The 15,286-nt window shown below is 70.4% G+C and carries 16 protein-coding genes; 7 read left to right on the top strand and 9 right to left on the bottom strand.

Annotated features, from left to right (window positions below):
* Positions 1–5: 5 nt before the first annotated feature.
* The 5 genes from B0I29_RS33135 to B0I29_RS33120 form a co-directional block, all read right to left on the bottom strand.
* The gene (locus B0I29_RS33135) at positions 6–530 is read right to left on the bottom strand and encodes a GNAT family N-acetyltransferase (RefSeq protein WP_111653063.1); all 525 of its coding nucleotides are present in this window, start codon (positions 528–530) and stop codon (positions 6–8) included.
* Positions 527–703, bottom strand: a complete 177-nt coding sequence (locus B0I29_RS46030) for a hypothetical protein (RefSeq protein ID WP_181558086.1) — start codon at positions 701–703, stop codon at positions 527–529. Before B0I29_RS46030 ends, B0I29_RS33135 begins: the two co-directional genes overlap by 4 nt.
* Before the next feature lie 39 nt (positions 704–742).
* Complete coding sequence (locus B0I29_RS33130) at positions 743–1,066, bottom strand: hypothetical protein (RefSeq protein ID WP_111653130.1); 324 nt, start codon at positions 1,064–1,066, stop codon at positions 743–745.
* The gene (locus B0I29_RS33125; RefSeq protein ID WP_111653062.1) at positions 1,063–1,332 is read right to left on the bottom strand and encodes a hypothetical protein; all 270 of its coding nucleotides are present in this window, start codon (positions 1,330–1,332) and stop codon (positions 1,063–1,065) included. Before B0I29_RS33125 ends, B0I29_RS33130 begins: the two co-directional genes overlap by 4 nt.
* Positions 1,333–1,413: 81 nt before the next feature.
* Positions 1,414–1,782 carry an FKBP-type peptidyl-prolyl cis-trans isomerase gene (locus B0I29_RS33120; protein ID WP_111653061.1) on the bottom strand — a complete coding sequence of 123 codons (369 nt, stop codon included), beginning with the start codon at positions 1,780–1,782 and terminating at the stop codon, positions 1,414–1,416.
* A 132-nt stretch (positions 1,783–1,914) separates the two neighbouring features.
* On the opposite strand from B0I29_RS33120, the gene B0I29_RS33115 reads away from it, so the two are divergent.
* From B0I29_RS33115 to B0I29_RS33095, 5 genes are all read left to right on the top strand, one after another.
* Entirely contained in the window at positions 1,915–2,796 is an 882-nt protein-coding gene (locus B0I29_RS33115) for a lytic polysaccharide monooxygenase (RefSeq protein ID WP_111653060.1), read from the top strand.
* A gap of 85 nt (positions 2,797–2,881) precedes the next feature.
* Positions 2,882–3,157: a hypothetical protein gene (locus tag B0I29_RS33110; protein WP_111653059.1), complete on the top strand. Its 276-nt coding sequence runs from the start codon at positions 2,882–2,884 to the stop codon at positions 3,155–3,157.
* Between the two features lie 21 nt (positions 3,158–3,178).
* Positions 3,179–4,570 (top strand): DUF4331 domain-containing protein, encoded by a 1,392-nt coding sequence (locus tag B0I29_RS33105; protein ID WP_111653058.1) that lies wholly within the window; start codon positions 3,179–3,181, stop codon positions 4,568–4,570.
* Positions 4,567–4,938 (top strand): phospholipase, encoded by a 372-nt coding sequence (locus tag B0I29_RS33100; protein WP_111653057.1) that lies wholly within the window; start codon positions 4,567–4,569, stop codon positions 4,936–4,938. The genes B0I29_RS33105 and B0I29_RS33100 overlap by 4 nt, the downstream gene beginning before the upstream one ends.
* Before the next feature lie 9 nt (positions 4,939–4,947).
* Complete coding sequence (locus B0I29_RS33095) at positions 4,948–5,961, top strand: AraC family transcriptional regulator (protein ID WP_111653056.1); 1,014 nt, start codon at positions 4,948–4,950, stop codon at positions 5,959–5,961.
* Here the strand turns inward: B0I29_RS33095 and B0I29_RS33090 are convergent.
* The 4 genes from B0I29_RS33090 to B0I29_RS33075 form a co-directional block, all read right to left on the bottom strand.
* Positions 5,935–7,158 (bottom strand): hypothetical protein, encoded by a 1,224-nt coding sequence (locus B0I29_RS33090; RefSeq protein ID WP_111653055.1) that lies wholly within the window; start codon positions 7,156–7,158, stop codon positions 5,935–5,937. The two genes, B0I29_RS33095 and B0I29_RS33090, sit on opposite strands and share 27 nt — an antisense overlap.
* A gap of 52 nt (positions 7,159–7,210) precedes the next feature.
* Entirely contained in the window at positions 7,211–8,443 is a 1,233-nt protein-coding gene (gene glgC, locus B0I29_RS33085) for a glucose-1-phosphate adenylyltransferase (protein ID WP_111653054.1), read from the bottom strand.
* A gap of 87 nt (positions 8,444–8,530) precedes the next feature.
* Entirely contained in the window at positions 8,531–10,816 is a 2,286-nt protein-coding gene (locus B0I29_RS33080; RefSeq protein ID WP_111653053.1) for a putative bifunctional diguanylate cyclase/phosphodiesterase, read from the bottom strand.
* 3 nt (positions 10,817–10,819) lie between these two features.
* Positions 10,820–12,385 (bottom strand): GGDEF domain-containing protein, encoded by a 1,566-nt coding sequence (locus B0I29_RS33075; protein ID WP_111653052.1) that lies wholly within the window; start codon positions 12,383–12,385, stop codon positions 10,820–10,822.
* 64 nt (positions 12,386–12,449) lie between these two features.
* Here B0I29_RS33075 and glgA point away from each other — a divergent pair, with 64 nt between their 5' ends.
* Together glgA and B0I29_RS33065 are read left to right on the top strand one after the other, a co-directional pair.
* Positions 12,450–13,649: a glycogen synthase gene (glgA, locus tag B0I29_RS33070; RefSeq protein ID WP_245972931.1), complete on the top strand. Its 1,200-nt coding sequence runs from the start codon at positions 12,450–12,452 to the stop codon at positions 13,647–13,649.
* The gene (locus B0I29_RS33065) at positions 13,649–15,268 is read left to right on the top strand and encodes a glycoside hydrolase family 10-like protein (RefSeq protein ID WP_111653051.1); all 1,620 of its coding nucleotides are present in this window, start codon (positions 13,649–13,651) and stop codon (positions 15,266–15,268) included. Before glgA ends, B0I29_RS33065 begins: the two co-directional genes overlap by 1 nt.
* The last annotated feature ends 18 nt before the right edge of the window (positions 15,269–15,286 follow it).

The following is a 15,286-nucleotide window of genomic DNA, read 5'->3' as shown; positions in this document are numbered from 1 at the left end:
ACCGGTCACCAGACGTCGCCGGCACGCCAGTCGCAGACGAGCGTGCCGGTCGCGGTGATTCCGCGTACGAAAGTGCTGTCGTCGTCCTCCGGGGTCAGGGTCACCCCGGAGGGCGCCAGCACCGCCGTCGGGCCGTCCCAGAGCCGCCAGCCGCGTGACAGGTACAGCCCGTGCCCGTCCTCGGAGGCGGAGAGCGCCCCCAGGTCGTACCCATGGTCGATGGCCCGCTCGGCCGGCGCCATGACGGCGCCGCCCAGGCCCTGCCTGCGGTGGGCCGGATGCACGGCGACAGCCTCGACGTACCCGCAGCGCAGCGGACGGTCGTCGAGCAGGAACCGGCGCGGGACGACGGAGGCGTGCGCGATCGGCTCGCCGCCGCCGCCGAGGACGAGGAAGTGCAGGCCGCCGAGGGCGTGGTCCCAGTCCTCGGCGGTGAATGCGCCGCCGAACGCGAGGTCGAGCAGGCCGCGGACGGCCGACCGCTCGGGGCCGGAGAGATCAGCGGTGGAGACGGTGCGAACCGGGGTCACACCGCATTATGGGCCGGTTGGGAGGCCGGGGCAGCCGGGTGCCGGCCCGGCAGCTTGACGCTCGGGTGCTCGGGCAGGACCGGCGCGTTGACGAGGTGTGCCTGGATGAAGGCTTCGGCCAGCTTGTCGCCGTGAACCTTCAGGGGCGGCTCGGTGTGGTGTTCTTCAGCCATGGGCCCATGGTCGACCCATACGGTTGCGATTTTCCGCTTTTACGCAGCCTGGCCGCTCTGGGCCGCGTGTGCGATGGCCCGCCGCAGCACCGCGACGGAGACCGTGAGGTCGCCGGCCATGTCGGTGAGGCCCAGTTCGATCCATTCGCGGACCAGCTGCGAGTACGGAACACCGGCCTGATCGGCAGCGGCGCGGACCCGCTGGGCGAGGGCCGGCGGCACCCGCACACCGAGCGGCACCATCGGCTCGGCCTCCGGGACCGGGGGCAGGCTCACTCGTGCCGCCGGGTCGTAGGTGACCGTGCCGGCGGCGAAGGCGACCGCTGCCGCGCTGAGCTGTTCGTCGGTGTATTGCCTGGTCATGATGCCTCCCACGCCTCGAACCGAGCCAACTCGTCCGGTGTCATCTCGCGGGCGCCGATGATCTGCTGCTGGTGCCCGCCGAGAAGTCGCACCGCGACGACCAGAGCCCGGCCGGTCTCGGTCCGGCCGCTGATCGTCAGGAAGTGGACTCCGGCGCTCTCCGCGGCCAGCGGAAGCCGCTGTTTCGCGGAGAGAACCTGGGTCACTTCCCACGTCTCGACGTCACGCAGGGCAGCCAGTGCCGCTGTCAGCCACTCGTACCCCACACCCCCAGCGTAAAACGTTCGTCAGACAGCGTCGAGGCCCGGTCGGACGAACCGGCCGGGCCCCACGGGTGAAGCAGAGGATCAGTGGACCTCGAGCAGGTCCACCACGAAGACCAGGGTCTCGTTCGGCTTGATCGCGCCGGCCGCGCCGCGGGCTCCGTAACCCAGGTGCGGCGGGATGACGAGTTTGCGGCGGCCGCCGACCTTCATGCCGGCCACGCCCTGGTCCCAGCCCTGGATGACCTGCTGGCCGGCGACCCGGAAGCCGAACGCCTCGCCGCGGTTGTAGGAGGCGTCGAACTCCTTGCCGGTGGACTGGGCGACGCCGACGTAGTGGACGCTGACGAAATCGCCGGCCTTCGCCTCCTGGCCCTCGCCCTCGACGATGTCCTCGATCAGCAGTTCGCTGGCGGGAGCGTCGGGGATGGGGCCGACGTCAGGCTTGTTCATGAATCCTCCTGAGTTCTTACCGGACATCGGCCATGCAACCACAGCTTTGCCTCGGCTGAACGAGCGGTGCCCGAAGTACGTACCCCAGGGTGGCCGGGAATCCCCGGCCGGTGTCTGCCCAGGAGTGTCCTCGTGTACGTCCGCCTCCTCACCGCCGCCGGGCTGCTGACCCTCGCGTCCGTGCCTGCCCTGCCCGCTGCCGCGCTCGCGCACGGCTCGCCGGTCACCCCGATCAGCCGGACCGCCGCCTGCGGCGGCAACGGCAGCAAGACCAGCGCGGCGGCCTGCGTCGCGGCGCGCAAGGCCACCGGTGGGCGATTGGGGGCGTACGACAATCTGCGCCTCGCGAACGTGAACGGCAACGACCGGGAGCGGGTGCCGGACGGTGAGCTGTGCAGCGGCGGGATCGCGCTGTACAAGGGCCTCGATCTGGCCCGGGACGACTTCCCGTCGACCGATGTGAAATCCGGTCAGCGGCTGTCCGTCTCCTATCGGGGGACGATCCCGCACGAGGGCAGCTTCCGGATCTACCTGACCAAGGCCGGTTACGACCCGGCGACGAAGCTGACGTGGGACGCCCTCGGGTCGAAGCCGCTCGCCGACATCAAGGACCCGCCGCTGACCGATGGCGCGTACCGGATGAAGGTGACGCTGCCGGAGCGGACCGGGCGGCAGATCCTCTACGTGGTCTGGGAGACGTCCAGCACACCGGACACCTACTACTCGTGTTCCGACCTGGAGTTCGGAGCGCCGGTGGTGAAGAAGGCGGTGGTGAAGAAGACGACAGCAGCGCCGGTGGTGAAGAAGACGACAGCAGCGCCGGTGGTGAAGAAGACCACAGAGGCGCCGGCGCCCGTGGAGTCGGAACCGGCCGTGATCGACGCGGCACCGGCGAGCGCGGACACCACCATGGTGAATATCGGTCACTGGCTGATTTTGGGAGCGCTCACAGCAGCGGCCCTGGTAGCAGCGGGTGCGGGACTCAGCCGAGCACGTCGTCGCAAAAACAGTTGAACCGCCGGTGTGTGGATCTCGTACTGACGGGCGTCGACAATGCACCGCCCGTCAGGCCCCCCGAATTGACGATGAAAGGCCCAGCATGAGTCGTGTTCGTTACCGCGCCCAGAGGAGCCCCTGGCTCTCCCGCCGCCGGGTCCTCGCCCTCGCCGCGACCGGCGTCGGCGTCTCGGCAGTGTCCGTGGCCGGCCTGAGCCTCGCCGGCGAGAACGGCGACGACAAGGAGAAGGGTAAGCCACTGGTGCTATCCCTCCGCGACGCGAACAAGGGCACCTTCGACGTCTTCTCCGGTGAGAAGCGACTGACCATCACCGACAAGAAGCTCGCCGCCCAGCTGCTCAAAGCAGCCGGCCGCTAACGCAGAGAGGAGTACGCGACCATGTCTTCACACCGCGAAGCGCCGGAGATCAGCAAAGACCCGGTGGCCGACAGCTCCGACCTGTACGCCTTCGTCAGCCCTGACGACCCCGACACGGTCACGCTGATCGCGAACTACGTCCCGCTGCAGCTCCCGGCGAGCGGACCGAACTTCTTCGAGTTCGGCGACGACGTCCTCTACGAGATCCACATCGATGCGAACGGCGACGCCCGCCCGGACGTCACGTACCAGTTCCGCTTCCGTACCGAGCTGCGCAACGACCGGACCTTCCTGTACAACACCGGCCCGATCGAGTCTCTCGACAGCGAGAACTGGAACCGGCGGCAGTTCTACTCGGTCACCAAGGTCGACTCGCACGGCAAGAGCACGGTCCTCGCGAAGAGCCTGCCCTGCCCGCCCTGCAACGTCGGACCGCTCTCGATCCCCGATTACGAGAAGCTGGCCGAGGACGCGGTGCACAAGCTGAAGTCCGGCGAGAAGGTCTTCGCCGGTCAGCGCGCCGACGCGTTCTTCGTCGACCTCGGCTCGATCTTCGACCTGGGCACGCTGCGCCCGTTCCAGGACAAGCACCTGGTCGGCCAGAACCTGTTCAACTACGCCGGCAAGGCGGTCAACGCCACCGACAAGACCAACGTGCACAGCATCGCGGTCCAGATCCCGCTGCACATGGTCCGCCGGGAAGGCAAGAAGCGGGTACGCGGACGCGACGCCGGAGCGGTCATCGGCGTGTGGACGTCGGCCAGCCGCCGCCAGGTCGAGGTACGCGGTGACAAAGAGGGCGCTGACGTCGTGGTCGGCCCGCAGGTCCAGGTGTCCCGGCTCGGCAACCCGCTGTTCAACGAGGTCATCGTCCCGATGGCGGAGAAGGACAAGTGGAACAGCCTGCCGCCGAGCGAGGACAAGCGCTTCGCCGAGTTCGTCGCGACCCCGGAACTCGGCGCGCTGCTGCCGGTGCTCTACCCGGGTCTGTTCGACAAGCTGGACGCGCTGAACAAGACCAAGGAACCGCGCGCCGACCTGCTGGCGATCCTGCTGACCGGCATCCCGGACGGGATCATCGACGGCTTCCAGAACAACACCGGCAAGCTGCAGGCCGACATGCTGCGGCTGAACACCGCCATCCCGCCGGCCGAGAAGGAGAACAAGTTCGGCGTGGTCGGCGGTGACCTGGCCGGTTTCCCGAACGGCCGCCGGATCGCCGACGACGTCGTCTCGATCTCGCTGCGGGCCATCGCCGGTGTCACCGTGCCGCTGGTGAACGCCGACTTCGAGCCGGACGCGGCGGCAGCCCTGGTCGAGCAGGGACTGAGCATCAAGGACGCCAGCGCCGGCCTGCTGAAGAAGTTCCCGTTCCTCGGCACCCCCTTCGACGGATTCGGAAACCCCTCGTGACTCACGCACACGGTCACCCGCATCACCACCACACCCTCGCCCCGTCCGGGCAGGGCACGGTGATGCTGAACATCGGTGGCGACATCGGCGCGCTGATCATCTCGACGCCGGGCCACCTGCACGGCCACGAGATCGAGGTGAGCCCGGCGGACGAGCCGGATCGGCGTACGCACGCCGCCGTCCGGGCCCGGTACGTCCGCGGTGGCGTCACCTTCTGTGTGGTCATCGACGCCCTCCCGCAGGGCCGGTACCTGATCTGGCAGCAGGGTGAGACCGCGCTCGCCGAGGTCGAGGTGCGTGGTGGCTCGGTCGCCGAGTACACCTGGCCGGAGGCAGCCGTCCCCGGGCGGACCCTGGTTTCGGTCTAGTCTGGACGCATGGCAGGCGGCCGGCCCTGGGGCCCCTCGGGGCCCGGGGCGGACATCCCGGTCCACGTCAAGTTGCGCACGACCGACGTGGACGAGGCGAGGGCGTTCTGCCGCAAGCTCTACTACGGTCCGCTGCGGATCGAGCCGGTCGGCGACGCGTCCACGTTCCTGTTCAGCGCGGACGTGGTGCTGCTCGGCCCGATCACGCTCGGCGAGGTCGGTTACGGCACCGACATCAGGGTGTCGATCGCTGCCCTGGAGACGTCGTACCACGTGCTGATGCCGCTCACCGGGATGCTCCGGTCGCGGCATCGGGGCACGGTGGTCTACGCCGACCCGACCCGCGCCGCGGTCTACCGGCCCACCGGTGACATCGAGCTGGACTGGCCGGGCACCTGCCGGCTGCTCAGCGTGAAGGTGGACCGGTCCGCGCTGGAGCGCGAGCTGGACGCGGCGCTCGACCAGCGGGTGATCTCGCCGCTGCCGCTCGGCGCCAGTTTCGACCTGGTGGACGGGCCGGGGCGGACCTGGGCGGCGCTGGTCCGGCTGCTGCTCAGCGAGCTGCGAGGCCCGGACGCCCTGGCCACCCGGCCCCGGATGGCGGCCCGGTGGCGGGACATGGTGGTGAGCGGTCTCGCGCTGAGCGTCGAGCATCCGTACGGCGAGGAGCCGGCCGGCCTGCAGGGCCCGTACCGTCCGCGTACGGTGAAACGGGCCCTCGACGTGATGCACGCGGAGCCGTGGCGGCCGTACACGATCGGGGACCTCGCGACGGTGGCCGGTGTCGGCGTCCGGGTGCTCCAGGAGTCGTTCCGGCAGCACGTCGGGATGCCGCCGCTCACCTATCTGCGGCGGCTGCGCCTCGACGGGGTGCACGCCGAGCTGTCCCGGTCCGACCCGGGGCAGTCGAGCGTCAGCGAGATCGCGTACCGATGGGGTTTCACCCACCTGGGCCGGTTCGCCGGCGCGTACCGCGAGCGGTTCGGGGTCTCCCCGTCACACACCCTGCGTGGCCGGAGCTGACGGGGTCTCGGCGAGGACGCCGTGGGCGTCCAGGAAATCACGGACCGCGGCGAGCACCCGGTGCTCGATGAGACGCTGATGTTTGCGCACGTCCGGGTGCCGGTCCAGATCGGCGGGCGCTGCGCCGAGCTCGCGTACCCCGACCCGGGCGCCGTGATCGAAGCCGCGGGTGAGCCGTTCGTCGAGGCCGGCCGGGACGCGGCCGGTGGGCAGCGCCCGGATCAGGCGGGCCGGCGCCCGCAGGGCGACCGCCGGTGTCCGCACCACACCCTCGCAGAGCGTCTGCCACCAGCTCGGCGGGGTGTCCCGGTCCACCGCCCGGTACGCGTCAGCGCACGGCAGCAGCACCGTCGTGGTGACCTCCAGATAGAGCGAGCGCCCCTGGACCGCCACGTGCACGTGGACCGTGGTCACCACCTCGCCGCCGCCGGAGACGACCTGGCAGGCGAGCTGGTGCCGGGCCGGCGAGGCGGGATGCCGGATGATCCGGCCGATCTCGTGCGGTGACGTCATCGGGCGCAGCCGCCGTGCCTCGGTGCCGGCGAGGAAGACCCGGTCGGTGACGGTGAGCCCGGCGATCGACTGGCCGGAGACGGCATCCGGGCCGCCGACCAGCGAGCCGAGGTGCCAGCCGAGGTGGGTGACGAGGTCGTCGGCGGCGAACGGCGGCCGGTCGAACTCGCGTTCGCTCTCGGCGCGCGGCGGGCCGGCCGGGTCGGCGGGGCGCAGCAGCCGCTGGGCGAAGCCCCACGTGCCGATCACCTCGCCGGCCCCGACGTAGGGGTGGAACCCGTGGATGACCGTGTTGCCGTACTGAAGTCTTTCGATCTCCCGCAGGCGTGGCGTGTCGGCGGGGGAGGTGGGCGCGCGGCCGGGCCGGAAACGTCGCAGCTGAGCGCGGCACCAGAACGCCCAGCCGATCGAGCAGCCCGCCACCAGGAGCAGCACCGGCAGCGCGCGGCTGAGCACCGCGCCGGCCAGGGCGGCCACGATCACGCCGTCGCGGGCCAGAGCGGCGGCCCGGGCTCGCAGGCAGTGCCCGAGCACCGGGCCGAGGGTGAACCCGTACGACGGCGCCACGGCCAGGTGCGGCTGCCGGTAGACCTCGTTCAGCGCGGCGTCACGGAAGTCCTCGTCGAGGTACGCGCCCGCGCAGAGGTGTCGCGTGGCGGTGGTGGGATCCTCCGAGTGCGACACGCCTTCAGATTACGAAGCCACAGTGGCCTGCGTAAATGCGTCCAACGAGTGACTAGAGCTCGATCCGCTGACCCTTGCCGATCACCACGATGCCGTTGTCGCTGACCGTGTAGAGCTTGCGGTCCTTCTCCAGGTCGACGCCGATCTGCGCGCCCTCGGGGATCACCACGTTCTTGTCGATGATCGCGTTGCGGATCACCGCGCGGCGGCCCACCGAGACGCCCTCCATGATCACGCCGCCGTCCACGTGCGCCCACGAGTTCACCCGCACGTTCGGAGAGATGACCGAGCGCTCGACCAGAGCGCCGGAGATCACCACACCGGGCGAGATCATCGAGTCGATGGCGCGGCCCTGGCGGTCGTCGTAACCGTGCACGAATTTCGCCGGCGGCCACGAGCCGTAGTTCGTGAAGATCGGCCAGTCGTGGTTGTAGAGGTTGAAGATCGGCAGGGTGGCGTTGAGGTCCATGTGGGCCTCGTAGAACGAGTCGAGCGTGCCCACGTCGCGCCAGTAACCTCGGTCGCGATCGGTGCTGCCGGGCACGTCGTTGTCGCGGAAGTCGTAGACGTTCGCCTCGCCGCGCTCCACCAGCATCGGGATGATGTTGCCGCCCATGTCGTGCTTGCTGTCCGGGTCCTGCGCGTCGCGGGTGACCGCCTCGCAGAGCGCCCGGGTGGTGAAGACGTAGTTGCCCATCGAGGCGTAGACCTCGTCGGGGGAGTCGGGCAGGCCCTCCGCGTCTTTCGGCTTCTCCCGGAACGCCTTGATCCGCTTGCCGTCCTCGGCCACGTCGATCACGCCGAACTGGTCGGCCTGCGACAGCGGCTGCCGGATGCCGGCGACGGTCACCGCGGCGCCCGAGGCGATGTGGTCGTTGACCATCTGCTTCGGGTCCATGCGGTAGATGTGGTCGGCGCCGAAGACGATCACGTAGTCCGGAGCCTCGTCGTTGATCAGGTTGAGGCTCTGGTAGATCGCGTCGGCCGAGCCGGCGAACCAGCGCGGGCCGAGCCGCTGCTGCGCGGGCACCGGGGTGACGTAATTGCCGAGAAGCGTGGACATGCGCCACGTCTTGGAGATGTGCCGGTCGAGCGAGTGGGATTTGTACTGCGTCAGAACGACGATCTTGAGGTACCCCGCGTTCGCGAGGTTCGACAGAACGAAATCAATCATGCGATAGATGCCGCCGAATGGCACGCCGGGTTTGGCCCGGTCAGCCGTCAAGGGCATCAGGCGCTTGCCTTCTCCACCAGCCAGAACGATCGCAAGCACCTTGACAGCCATGGGAAGGACGCTAATGTTCCGGCCGCTCGTTCGCCACCCGAAAGGGCTGTCCGAAATATCTTGCGTCAGCTGCTGTGGACTTGCGTTTCAGCTTACCGGCGCGGGATTCGCCTCCCGCATCCGGGCCTCGATCATCCCGGGCTCCACCGGGCGGCCGAAGTGATAGCCCTGCGACAGTGGGCAGCGCAGTTCGCGCAACAGCTCGGCCTGCGCGGCGGTCTCCACGCCCTCGGCCACGGTGATCAGGTCCTGACTGCCGGCCAGCTCCAGGATCGCCCTGGTCAGACTCACGTCCTGCGGGCGCGGCGGGTCCTGCAGGCGGCGGATGAACGACTGGTCGATCTTCAGGATGTCGACGGGCAGTTGGTGCAGATATGCGAGGGACGAGTACCCCGTACCGAAGTCGTCGATCGCGATCCGGATGCCCTCGGCCCGCAGCACGTCCAGCACACCGGTGTCCGCCGCGTCGATGAGCACCGATTCGGTGATCTCCAGCACCAGGGCCCGGGCCGGCAGACCGGTCTCGGCCAGGATCGCCAGGACGTCACCGGCGAACCCGGGGTCGCGCAGCTGGTGGGTGGAGACGTTGACGGTCACGTACAGGCCGTACTCCGCGTGCCACCGGGTCGCTTGCGCGCAGGCCAGCCGCAGCGCGCGGATGCCGAGCGCGACGATCAGGCCGGTCTGCTCGGCCACCGGGATGAACACGCCGGGCGGGATCATCTCGCCGTCGCGGCGCCAGCGCATCAGCGCCTCCACCCCGAGCGTGCGGCCGGTGGCGGTGTCCACCACCGGCTGGTAGTGCATCAGCAGCGTCTGATCGGCCAGCGCCTGCCGCAGGCCCGCCGCGATCCTCGCGCGTTCGCTCTGCTCGGCGCGCAGCGAGTCGTCGAACCAGCTCAGCCGCGCGCCACCGGCCTGCTTCGCAGCCCGAAGAGCCAGGTCACCATCTCCGAGCGTCGCCGCCGGCTCCGATTTTGGTACGCCGATGGCGGCACCCGCGCTCATCGTCAGATGGATCCGCCGCTCGCCGACGACGAAGGGCTGGTCCGCCACGGCGGCCAGGACACGCGAAGCCAGGTCGTCGGTGAGCTCCGCCCGCTCGACCAGGAATCCGAACTCGTCGCCGCTCAGCCGCGCCACCAGGTCCACCTCCGGGGCGAACAGCAGCAGCCGCCCGGCCAGCTGGCGCAGCACGGTGTCGCCGACCGGGTGGCCGTACGTGTCATTGACCGCCTTGAACCCGTCCAGCCCGCAGAGCAGCAGCGCGTACGGCCGGTCACCGGCCGCGGTGGCGGTGAGCCGCTCCATCAGCAGGTCCCGGTTGGCGATCCCGGTCAGCGCGTCGTGCCCGGCCCGGTACGCGAGCCGCTGCTGCAGCTCCTGCTGCTCGGCGAGCGCTGCTGCGAGCTGGGCGGCCCGGCCCTCCCCGATCCGGAGCAGGATCGCGATCCGGGCCAGCAGCAGCCCGCAGAGCACCGCGGTGATCGCCGCCGGGACGATCACCACGGCGGGGCTGCCGGAACCGGTCAGATAGCCGCCGGCGACCGGCAGGAGCGGGCTGGCCACCGCCATGGCGACCAGGCCGATCAGCCGGGGCCGGCCGATCAGCCGGTCGCCGGTGACCTGGCAGGTGCCCTGCCAGCCGGCGTTCGGGTGCAGCACGGCCGCGGTCACCAGCACGTTCCACACCGCGATCGCCAGGAAGCCGAAACCGCCCGGCAGGAACGGCCCGGTGCCGGACCCGCCGGCGGCCGCGTAGACCAGGTGCGGTGCCAGCAGCGTCACGCCGGCCGCGGTGACCAGGCGGGAGCAGTTCAGCCCGCGCAGCACGACGATCAGGATCGCGATGTCGAGCCCCGCGTACAGCGCCGCCATCGCGTCGTCGACCTGGCGGTACCCGGGGTCGTCGAGGTACGGCACGATCACCATCGACCAGGCGAGCATGGACAGGAACAGCACCACGGTGCCGAACTCGGCCCCGCTCTCGGTCGCCGAGCGTCCCCGGCGGGGCTTGCGGGTCACCACGTAACCGGCGGCCGCGTACAGCGTCCAGACGACGGTCAGTGACATGCCCATCGGTGCGTTGCCGGGCGCCGGCGCGCCGCGCGCGTCCTGGAGCATCCACCAGCCGTTCACCGCGGTCGCGGCGATCTGTGCGGCGGCCATCAGCCACCAGCCGAGCGGCGAGCCCACACCGCGCCGGAGCACCGCCGTCACCGTCACCACGACCCCGGCGGCCTGCGGCAGGAGCCAGGCCGGACCGCCCGCGCCACCCGCCACCAGCTGCACGGCGAAGACCGTCGCAAGGCCGGCGACCAGTGTGTACTGCCAGGCCGCGAGGCGGGTGAACGACGGGATGTGCACGCTCACATCTCATCGCGCCGTGGTTGCGGCTCCGGTTGCCACCGGGTTGTAGATCGCCGAACAGGCCCGGCCGGCGGTCTTCGCCGCGTACAGCGCCACGTCGGCGTCGCGAAGGGCCTCCGAGGGCCCGGCCGCGTCGTTCAGGTCGAGCAGGCCGATGCTGGCCGAGACGCGTATCCGGTTGCCGCTGAGCAGGCGCTCGCGCGCGGCCACGTCGAGCAGGACGCTCGCGGCCGCCACCGCGTCCCGGCCGATCAGATCGCCGTCGGCGGGGGCGGCCGGCGGCGCGTCCGCCTCGCCCGGGATCAGGACCGCGAACTCGTCGCCGCCGAGGCGTGCCACCGCGGCGGACGGCACGGCGGCCCGGAACTCGCCGCCGAGCGCCACCAGCAGCTCGTCACCGACCGGGTGCCCGAAGGTGTCGTTGACCTCCTTGAAGCCGTCCAGGTCGACCAGGATCAGCCAGCCCCGGCCACCGTGCGGCGTCGCCATCGCGGCGGCCAGCCCGTCGGTGAACGCGGCCCGGTTACCGAGCCCGGTGAGCGGGTCGTGGGTGGCCCGGTGTTCCAGCTCGGCGCGCAGCTCGTCCTGCTCGCGCAGGGCGGCGTCCAGGGCGTCCGCCCGGCGCTGCGCCAGGTTCCCGAGCCCGCCCATCCGCAACAGCAGCAGGACGCTCACGGCGACGCTGAGCAGCAGCGGGATCATGAACGCGTTGAGCGCCATCAGCAGGCTCAGCTCGTTCTCGGGCTGCGGCGGAGGACCGTCGTGCGGTCGCAGGGCGGCCGCCAGGCCGGTCATCAGCGGGTTGAGCGCGGTGAGAACCGAGAAGAGCCAGAGCCGGGTACGCGAGATCGTCCGGGTGTCGCGCCCCGGCTCGATCCGGGCCATGTGCGGATGCAGCGCGGCCGCCGCGGCGATCAGGTGCCCGAACACCCAGCAGGCCACCTGCCAGGACTTCGTGCCGTCGTTGTCGGCCAGACCGCTGGCGTACGTGGTGTCGCCGGCCAGTTGCAGCGCCACGCTCGCCATCAGCAGCTGGTTGACCCGGTCACGGGGATCACCGGCCAGCAGCAGCACCGCCCCGGCCGCGGTACGCACCAGGCCGAGCAGGTTGAACAGGATGAACGTCAGCAGGGCCGGCAGATGGCCCCAGCGTTCCATCAGGAACGGACCGGTGATGAACGCCCAGATGCCGGCCAGCAGGCAGAGCATCACGATCAGGCCGTCGACCAGGTTCGCCCGGTGCTGCCCGGGCCGGCTCAGATGACGGACCCGGACCAGCATCGCCGCGGTGAACAGCGTGAACGCGCAGGCGACGGCGGCCACGTCGGCCGTCGTGCCGGTCCCGATGCGGTCGGTGACGTGGGTGGCGGCGAAGGCGAGCAGCGCGGCGGCGAGCAGCCACCAGGACGCGGCGGCGGGCGGCCGGCGCCGGCGGATCGCGACGATCACCACCAGACCGGCGGAAATCTCCGCGCCGGTCAGCACCACCTCGCCCCACGGCTGCCGGGTGGCGGCCGCGCTCACCACCAGCACCGCGCCGATCAGCAGGTAAACGGACCACAGCCGGTTCACGTCAGTTCCATCGTCCGGGGCCGGGACCGGGCTGAGCTGTCGGCGGCCCGCTATCCTGCGAACCGTGACCTCACGACTGCGCGCCGACCTGATCACCCGCGAATATCCGCCGGAGGTCTACGGCGGCGCCGGGGTGCATCTGGAATACCTGACCCGTGACCTGCGGCGTCTCGCCGACGTGCGGGTGCACTGCTTCGGTGCTCCCCGCGACGAGGAGGGCGTCACGGCGTACCCGGAGATCGCGGAGCTGGCGGGCGCGAACGCGGCCTTGCGCACCATGGGGGTCAATCTCGAGATGGCGCACGGCGCCGCCGGCGCCGACATCGTGCACAGCCACACCTGGTACGCGAACTTCGCCGGCCACACGGCGAAACTGCTGCACGGCATCCCGCACGTGCTGACCACGCACAGCCTCGAACCGCTGCGCCCGTGGAAAGCCGAGCAGCTCGGCGGCGGTTACGCGTTGTCGTCGTTCTGCGAGCGGACCGCCGTGGAGAGCGCCGACGCGATCATCGCGGTCTCCGGCGGGATGCGGCGGGACGTGCTCAAGGCGTACCCGTCGGTGGACCCTGACAAGATCCAGGTGGTCTACAACGGGATCGACACCGCGCTGTACTCGCCGGACCAGGGCACCGACGTCGTCGACCGGCTCGGTATCGACCGCAACCGGCCCAGCGTCGTGTTCGTCGGCCGGATCACCCGGCAGAAGGGTCTGCCGTACCTGATGCGGGCCTGTCACGACCTGCCCGCCGAGGCGCAGATCATCCTGCTGGCCGGCGCGCCGGACACCCCCGAGATCGCCGCCGAGGTCGAGGCACTGGCCCGTGAGCTGCGCGAGGCCCGTGACCCGGAGGGCGTGATCTGGGTGCAGGAGATGCTGCCGAAACAGGACGTCATCCAGGTGCTCACGCACGCCACGGTCTTCGTCTGCCCGTCGATCTACGAGCCGATGGGCATCGTGAACCTGGAGGCGATGGCCTGCGAGACCGCGGTGGTCGCCACCGCGACCGGCGGCATCCCCGAGGTGGTCAAGGACGGCGAGACCGGCCTGCTGGTGCCGATCGAGCAGGTCCAGGACGGTACGGGAACACCGGTGAACCCGGAGAAGTTCGTGGCCGACCTGTCCGCCACCCTGTCCCGCGTGCTGCGTGACCCCGCGCTGGCCGCCACGATGGGCAAGGCCGGCCGCCGCCGCGCCGTCGAACACTTCAGCTGGGCCCGGATCGCCGAGGACACCCTCGAGGTCTATCGCTCGGTTCTCTGATGTTACGAAACCCCCCGATTCGTCTCGTCCTGCTGCTCGCCGTCGTTCTGTTCGGCGTCGCTGTTCTCGGTGTCGGCCTGGTTCGCGCGGCGTTCCACCAGCCGCTCGGACGGGCGGCGGCCACCGGCGATCCGGTGCCGGCGGTGGCCGCGCCGGCCGCGGCCAACGACGGCCGGTGCGGGGTCGTCCCGGTCCGGGCCCCCGCCCGGGAACTGCGCGGCATGTGGCTCACCACGGTCTACAACATCGACTTCCCGTCCAAGCCGGGGCTGTCCCAGGCACAGGTGAAGGCGGAGTACCTGAAGTGGCTCGACCTGGCCGAGGCGCAGAACCACAACGCGATCTTCGTGCACGTCCGGCCCAGCGGTGACGCGTTCTGGCCGTCGGCGTACGCGCCCTGGTCGAACTGGCTGACCGGCAAGCTGGACGGCACCGATCCCGGCTGGGACCCGATGGCGTTCATGATCGACGAGGCGCACGCCCGCAACCTGGAGTTCCACGGCTGGTTCAACCCGTACCGGGGAACCCAGCCGGCGCCGGGCGGCGGCGCCGGGACCGATCTGACGAAGCTCGCGCCGAACCATCCGCTGCTCCAGCACCCGGAATGGCGGATCTCGTACCCGACCGGTAAGAACGGCCGGCTGTACTTCGATCCCGGCGTGCCCGAGGCCCGCCGTTTCGTTGAGGACGCGATGCTGGAGGCGGTCGAGAAATACGACCTCGACGGCGTCCACTTCGACGACTTCTTCTACCCCTATCCGGAAGCCGGCCAGGACTTCCCGGACAACGCCTCGTTCGCGAAACACGGTGGCGGGAAATCGCGGGCCGACTGGCGGCGCGACAACGTGAACACCCTGGTCCGGGAAATGCACGAACGGCTCGCCGCGCTGAAACCGTGGGTGAAGTTCGGGATCAGCCCGTTCGGCATCTGGCGCAACGGCGGCGAAGGCTCCGACACCAGCGGCCTGGAGAGCTACGACGCCATCTACGCCGACACCCGTAAATGGGTACGCGAGGGCTGGCTCGACTACATCGTGCCGCAGCTGTACTGGACGATCGGTTTCGACAAGGCCGATTACGCGAAAACGCTGCCCTGGTGGGTGAAGACGGTCAAGGGCACCGGCGTGCAGCTCTACATCGGGATGGCCGATTACCGGGTCGGCGAGAAAGGCGACTGGAGCGATCCCGCCGAACTCGACAGGCAGATGGCGCTCAACGACAAGTACGGCGTCCAGGGCCAGGTGCACTACAGCGCCAAAAAGGTCAAGGCGAACCGGCTGGGTTCGGTGACCCGCTATCGCGACAAGCACTACGCGTCGCCGGCGCTGCTGCCCCGGATGGCCCGCCTGCCGGCCGCGCCACCGGCGGCGCCGCAGATCACCGGGGCGACCCGGGGTGCGAACGGCGAACTCGTCTTCGCGGCTGCCGCCGACGGGGTGAGCTGGGCGCTGTACCGGACCGGGGAGAAGGAGGCCACGCTGGTCTCCACCGGACGCTCCGGGACACCGGTGACCGATCCGAAACCGTCGTCGGCGGGTGGGACGTACTGCCTGACCTCGCTGGACCGGTCGGCGAACGAGGGGCGGGCGAGCGCTCCGTTCACGGTCGCGGGTTCCTGACACAGGATTTAGGGTGAG

It is taken from the genome of Actinoplanes lutulentus (assembly GCF_003259845.1).
In the GTDB taxonomy this organism is placed as follows: domain Bacteria; phylum Actinomycetota; class Actinomycetes; order Mycobacteriales; family Micromonosporaceae; genus Actinoplanes; species Actinoplanes lutulentus.
Note: the sequence above shows the minus strand (reverse complement) of the source record. Positions and strands in the feature narration are given on the sequence as shown.